A 5,774-nucleotide genomic window follows, 5' to 3' on the forward strand; every position below is an offset into this window, starting at 1 on the left:
GTTGAAAAATACCCCGTCCCCCAATTAAAATTACCCTGTTCCCAATTGACAAATTTCTTAAGAAACAATAAGATGATAAGAATAGAACAAAATTTATGGAGATTACTATGGATAAAATAGAACTGATCGCTCCCTGTCATTTTGGTCTGGAAGCAGTATTGAAAAGAGAAATTCAGGCGCTGGGGTATGAGATTTCATCTACAGAAGACGGAAGAGTTTCGTTTTATGGAGATTTGTCCGCGGTCTGCAGGGCAAATATTTTCCTTCGTACTGCGGAAAGAGTGCTGCTGAAAGCAGGAGAGTTTAAAGCGGAAACGTTTGATGAACTGTTTGAGAAAACCAGAGAAATTCCCTGGGAAAATTACATACCTGAAAACGGGAAATTCTGGGTTGCCAAAGCAGCATCGGTTAAAAGTAAGCTTTTCAGCCCGTCTGACATACAGTCCATCATGAAAAAAGCGATTGTAAGAAGGCTGCAGAGTTCCTACCATAAAGAGTGGTTTGAAGAAGACGGCGCCTCTTATCCGCTCCGGGTGTTTTTGAAAAAAGATATGGTGACTGTAGGGATCGATACGTCAGGAATTTCTCTGCATAAGAGAGGATACCGGGAGGTGTCGGGAAAGGCTCCTATCACGGAAACGCTGGCTGCGGCGCTTATTATGCTCACGCCATGGAGGGGAGACAGAATATTGGTGGATCCCTTCTGCGGCAGCGGTACCTTTCCTATAGAGGCCGCGATGATGGCAGCGGATATCGCTCCCGGAATGAACCGTTCTTTTACAGCCGAGGACTGGACGAATCTGCTCCCTAAGAAAATGTGGTATGAGGCAGTGGATGAGGCGGAGAGCAGGATAAAAACAAATATTGAGACAGATATACAGGGGTATGATATCGATGGTGATGTGATCCGGATCGCGAGAAGAAACGCCAGGGAAGCAGGTGTGGATCACCTGATCCATTTTCAGGAAAGAAATGTCCGCGATCTTAGACATTCCGGAAAATATGGCTTCATTATTACCAATCCTCCTTACGGCGAAAGGCTGGAAGACAAAAAAGATCTGCCGCAGCTGTACCGGACTTTTGGAGAGAGTTTTGCCGGACTGGACACATGGTCTGCCTACATGATCACGAGCTATGAGGATGCACAGAGATATTTTGGCAGAAAAGCAGATAAAAACAGAAAAATTTATAATGGAATGCTGAAAACTTATTTTTATCAGTTTCTGGGGCCGAAGCCGCCGAAGAAAAATAATAGTAGAATGGATGGATGCTAAATGAAAACAATTATATTTGCAACAGGAAATAGAAATAAGATGGAAGACAAAAAAGATCTGCCGCAGCTGTACCGGACTTTTGGAGAGAGTTTTGCCGGACTGGACACATGGTCTGCCTACATGATCACGAGCTATGAGGATGCACAGAGATATTTTGGCAGAAAAGCAGATAAAAACAGAAAAATTTATAATGGAATGCTGAAAACTTATTTTTATCAGTTTCTGGGGCCGAAGCCGCCGAAGAAAAATAATAGTAGAATGGATGGATGCTAAATGAAAACAATTATATTTGCAACAGGAAATAGAAATAAGATGGAAGAAATCCGGATGATCCTTAAGGATCTTGATGCGGAGATTTTGTCACAAAAAGAGGCGGGAATAGATGCTGATGTAGTGGAGGACGGAACCACATTTGAAGAAAACGCTCTGATCAAAGCAAGAGAAATCCGAAAGATTGCATCAGCTATGAAAAAGTATAAGGAAGCAGTGATCCTGGCGGATGATTCCGGACTTGAGATCGATTATCTGAATAAGGAGCCGGGAATTTATTCTGCAAGATATCTCGGAGAGGATACTTCCTATGATATAAAAAATAATGCTCTGCTTGACAGGCTTGCGGGCGTGCCGGATGAAGACCGGACTGCCCGGTTTGTGTGCGCTATAGCGGCGGCATTTCCGGATGGTACAGAAGAAGTTGTAAGGGGGACAATGGAAGGGAGGATCGGTTATGAAATTGCAGGAGAACATGGTTTTGGTTATGATCCTATTTTCTTCCTGCCGCAGTATGGATGCACAAGCGCCCAGCTTGATCCGGAAAAGAAAAATGAGTTGAGTCACAGAGGAGAAGGGCTAAGAAAAATGCGTCGGATACTGGAGCAGCGTTAAAACAAAGGAGCCGAAGAGTAAATATGAGGATACTGGTAGTAAGTGATACACATAAATCCCACCGAAATCTGGAGAGAGCATTGGAAGAAACCGGACACATTGATATGATGATCCATCTGGGTGATGTGGAAGGAAAAGAAGACTACATAGAGGCTTTGGCAGACTGTCCGGTGCACATTGTCAGTGGGAATAATGACTTTTTCTCTCAATTGCCATGGGAGGAAGAATTTTTTATCGGGGATCATCATGTATTTATTACGCATGGACACGGATATTTTGTAGGAATGGGCGAGGAGCGTGTAAAGGAAGAGGCCAGAGGACGAGGAGCAGATATTGTCATGTATGGGCACACCCATATGCCTTCGCTGACGATAGAACCTGATCTGGTTACGCTGAACCCGGGCAGTATAGCTTATCCCAGACAGAAGGGTAGAAAACCAAGTTATATTGTAATGCAAATGGATCCTGACGGGAAAATAAACTATGAGATCCGCTATCTCGAATAAAAAATGATAAATCCATAAGAATCTTCTTGACAGGAATAGTTAGTTAGTGTATACTAACTTTTGCATGAAAGAATGAACAAAAATTTATAGATAGATTCAGCAAAGGGCTGTTCACATACAGTCAGGAGGATGAAAAGATATGAATTTATTGGATGCCAAAGAAGGCGAAGAGTATATTGTAAAAGATATTATGTCAGACGATGAAGAATTGAAGTCTTTTTTGTTTTCTTTGGGCTGTTACAGCGGTGAACCCATTACGGTGATCTCACGCCTGAAAGGCGGCTGCGTCGTTTCTATTAAAGATGGAAGATATAATATTGATACTGATTTAGCTCAGGCTATTTCAATATAAAAAATGGTGAACTGGTTCACTGTTTTTTTAAACAAATATGTTAGTTATAGCTAATTAAAATTAGCAAATGCTAATTAAAAGAGTGAAGGAGGAATTTGCATTATGAGGATTGCTTTTGCGGGAAATCCAAACAGTGGAAAGACAACAATGTACAATGCACTGACGGGAAGAAACGAACGTGTGGGAAACTGGGCCGGTGTTACAGTGGAGAAGAAGGAAAGCTCGATCAAAAAAGCTTATTATGATGGGACAGAAGACCTGGTGGCGGTTGACCTTCCGGGAGCTTATTCCATGTCTCCTTTTACTTCGGAGGAAAGCATTACAAGCAGTTATGTAAAAGACGAAAAACCGGATGCTATCATTAATATTGTGGATGCTACAAACTTAAGCAGAAGTCTGTTTTTTACGACGCAGCTTCTGGAGCTGGGTATTCCGGTGGTAGTAGCGCTGAATAAAAGCGATATTACGGCAAAGAAAAAAACAGAGATTGATGAAAGACTTTTGTCTGAAAAACTGGGCTGTCCGGTAGTGAAAACGGTCTCTACTTCTTCCGGTCATGAAGGGCTGAAAGAAGCGGTAAATCAGGCGGCTGCTTTAAAGGGGGCAAAACAGGAGGCGCCTTATATACAGGCGGATATCAACCTGAAAGATAAGAATGCGGTGGAAGCTGCTGACAGAAAACGTTTTGAATTTGTAAACGGAATTGTAAAGCAAGTAGAAAAGAGAACCGTTTTTACAAAAGATAAAAATGCACAGGATAAAATTGATGATGTAATTACACATAAAATTGTCGGGATCCCGATTTTTGTCGTTGTTATTTTCCTTGTGTTTTACATATCGCAGACTACACTGGGTACCTGGATCGCCGACTGGCTGGTTGCCTGGATAGAAACCTTCCAGGGCTGGGTTGGAGGACTGATGGAAAATGCCAATCCGCTTCTGTACGCTTTGCTGGTGGATGGTATCATTGGCGGCGTCGGTGCGGTTGTCGGATTCCTTCCATTGGTAATGGTAATGTATTTTCTTATTGCTCTTTTGGAAGACTGTGGATATATGGCTCGTGCAACTGTAGTGCTTGACCCGATCTTCAAGAGGGTAGGACTTTCCGGAAAATCTGTGATTCCTATGGTAATTGGTACAGGATGTGCGATTCCCGGCGTTATGGCTTCCCGTACGATCCGCAACGAGAGGGAGCGCAGAACAACAGCGATGCTGACGCCGTTTATGCCGTGCGGAGCTAAAATCCCGGTTATTGCTTTATTTGCAGGCGCATTTTTTGCAGATGCCTGGTGGGTATCTGCTACGATGTATCTGGTTGGTATTTTACTGGTTCTTTTAGGAGCGCTGCTTGTTAAGAGGATTACAGGGCAGAAATACCGGAAATCATTCTTTATCATCGAGCTGCCGGAATATAAAATTCCCAGCCTGAAGAGAGCATGTATTTCTATGCTTGAGCGTGGCAAAGCATATATTGTAAAAGCCGGAACAATTATTTTAGTGTGCAATACAGTGGTACAGATCATGCAGACATTTAACTGGCAGTTCCAGGTTGTTGAGGAAGGAGCGGCAGATACTTCTATTCTTGCAAGTATTGCGCATCCGTTTGCAGTTCTGTTCATTCCTCTTGGATTTGGGGTGTGGCAGCTTGCAGCGGCAGCTATCACAGGATTTATTGCAAAGGAAAATGTAGTAGGTACTCTGGCAGTTGTCTATGGTGTTACAAATCTGATCGATACAGAAGAACTTGCCTTGGTCGGAAGTGGAAACGAAGTAGCGACGATCATGGGACTTACAAAAGTGGCAGCCCTTGCTTATCTGATGTTCAACTTATATACGCCGCCCTGCTTTGCTGCTCTGGGGGCAATGAACTCGGAGATGAAGAGCGGGAAATGGCTGTTTGGCGGCATTTGTCTTCAGCTTGCAACCGGTTATACAGTAGCGTTCCTTGTATATCAGATCGGTACGCTAGTAACGACCGGTTCTCTGGGAGCCGCATTTATTCCAGGTTTGATCGCAGTTCTCGTGTTTGCGGCAATCATTATATGGAGGATTCGCCGGTCAGACAGAGAGTTTGTGGGAGAATACAGTTTGCATGTAGCTAAATAAGTGGCATAATGATAGCGGTGGGCAAGGAGATTTGTCCGCCGCTTGACATTGAAAAAGGAAAGGATGACATTTATGACGAATATTATTGTGATCATTATTCTGGCGGTTGTTATCGGCAGTGCGGTTTCGTATCTGATCAAAGCGAAAAGAAACGGTGTGAAATGTGTCGGATGCCCGGCGGGAGGAAGCTGCTCTGCTGCTAAGATAAAAAAGAAGAAGCTGGACGGTCCGGTGATCGGAAAAAAGACAATAGAAATTACCGGAATGCATTGTGAACATTGTGCGATGAGCGTGACGAAAGCATTAAACCAGATTGACGGCGTCCGGGCTGATGTCAGCCTGTCCAAAGGCAGAGCAGTCATTTCCTATGACCGGGAAGTTGCGGAAGAAGTTTTGAAAAACACAGTGGAAAAGGCGGGCTACAAGGTTTCGGGGATCTCTTAGCAGCGATAGAAAGAGAGTGTTTTTTCGCCCGGAAGCGGAAAAAGAACTGAAAATATGCTTGTGATAAAAAACTAAAAAAAATTGTTGACAATTATTACTTGTTCATATATAATCATTCTTGTGCCACGTAAGTGAGCAGAATAAAATAGACATCGGGGTGTGGCTCAGCTTGGCTAGAGCGCCTGGTTTGGGACCAGGAGGTCGCAG

General features: G+C 43.5%; 6 protein-coding genes and 1 pseudogene. All 7 read left to right on the forward strand.

The features are described from left to right. Positions 1-107 precede the first annotated feature (107 nt). Positions 108-1,274 carry a THUMP domain-containing class I SAM-dependent RNA methyltransferase gene (locus tag WJ238_RS05325; protein ID WP_337606346.1) on the forward strand — a complete coding sequence of 389 codons (1,167 nt, stop codon included), beginning with the start codon at positions 108-110 and terminating at the stop codon, positions 1,272-1,274. Positions 1,275-1,310: 36 nt separating this feature from the next. Next, a pseudogene (locus tag WJ238_RS05330) lies at positions 1,311-1,547 on the forward strand (class I SAM-dependent RNA methyltransferase); the annotation flags it as partial. Beyond that, positions 1,548-2,159, forward strand: a complete 612-nt coding sequence (gene rdgB, locus WJ238_RS05335) for an RdgB/HAM1 family non-canonical purine NTP pyrophosphatase (protein ID WP_337606347.1) — start codon at positions 1,548-1,550, stop codon at positions 2,157-2,159. Positions 2,160-2,182: 23 nt separating this feature from the next. Next, a complete protein-coding gene (locus WJ238_RS05340) occupies positions 2,183-2,665 on the forward strand; it encodes a metallophosphoesterase family protein (RefSeq protein ID WP_256193010.1) in 483 nt (160 codons plus the stop codon). A 139-nt stretch (positions 2,666-2,804) separates the two neighbouring features. Then, positions 2,805-3,017 carry a FeoA family protein gene (locus WJ238_RS05345; protein WP_230105123.1) on the forward strand — a complete coding sequence of 71 codons (213 nt, stop codon included), beginning with the start codon at positions 2,805-2,807 and terminating at the stop codon, positions 3,015-3,017. A gap of 102 nt (positions 3,018-3,119) precedes the next feature. After that, entirely contained in the window at positions 3,120-5,123 is a 2,004-nt protein-coding gene (feoB, locus tag WJ238_RS05350) for a ferrous iron transport protein B (protein ID WP_337606348.1), read from the forward strand. Between the two features lie 72 nt (positions 5,124-5,195). Next, positions 5,196-5,567 (forward strand): heavy-metal-associated domain-containing protein, encoded by a 372-nt coding sequence (locus WJ238_RS05355; RefSeq protein ID WP_230105125.1) that lies wholly within the window; start codon positions 5,196-5,198, stop codon positions 5,565-5,567. Positions 5,568-5,774 lie beyond the last annotated feature (207 nt).

Origin of the sequence: Claveliimonas sp. (assembly GCF_037273965.1) — a bacterium.
In the GTDB taxonomy this organism is placed as follows: domain Bacteria; phylum Bacillota; class Clostridia; order Lachnospirales; family Lachnospiraceae; genus Claveliimonas; species Claveliimonas bilis.

Excerpts from the sequence above, each read along its gene's own strand:
- WJ238_RS05325 (WP_337606346.1), top strand. The coding sequence starts at position 108 with ATGGATAAAATAGAACTGATCGCTCCCTGTCATTTTGGTCTGGAAGCA.
- rdgB (WP_337606347.1), top strand. The coding sequence starts at position 1,548 with ATGAAAACAATTATATTTGCAACAGGAAATAGAAATAAGATGGAAGAA.
- feoB (WP_337606348.1), top strand. The coding sequence starts at position 3,120 with ATGAGGATTGCTTTTGCGGGAAATCCAAACAGTGGAAAGACAACAATG.
- WJ238_RS05340 (WP_256193010.1), top strand. The coding sequence starts at position 2,183 with ATGAGGATACTGGTAGTAAGTGATACACATAAATCCCACCGAAATCTG.
- WJ238_RS05355 (WP_230105125.1), top strand. The coding sequence starts at position 5,196 with ATGACGAATATTATTGTGATCATTATTCTGGCGGTTGTTATCGGCAGT.
- WJ238_RS05345 (WP_230105123.1), top strand. The coding sequence starts at position 2,805 with ATGAATTTATTGGATGCCAAAGAAGGCGAAGAGTATATTGTAAAAGAT.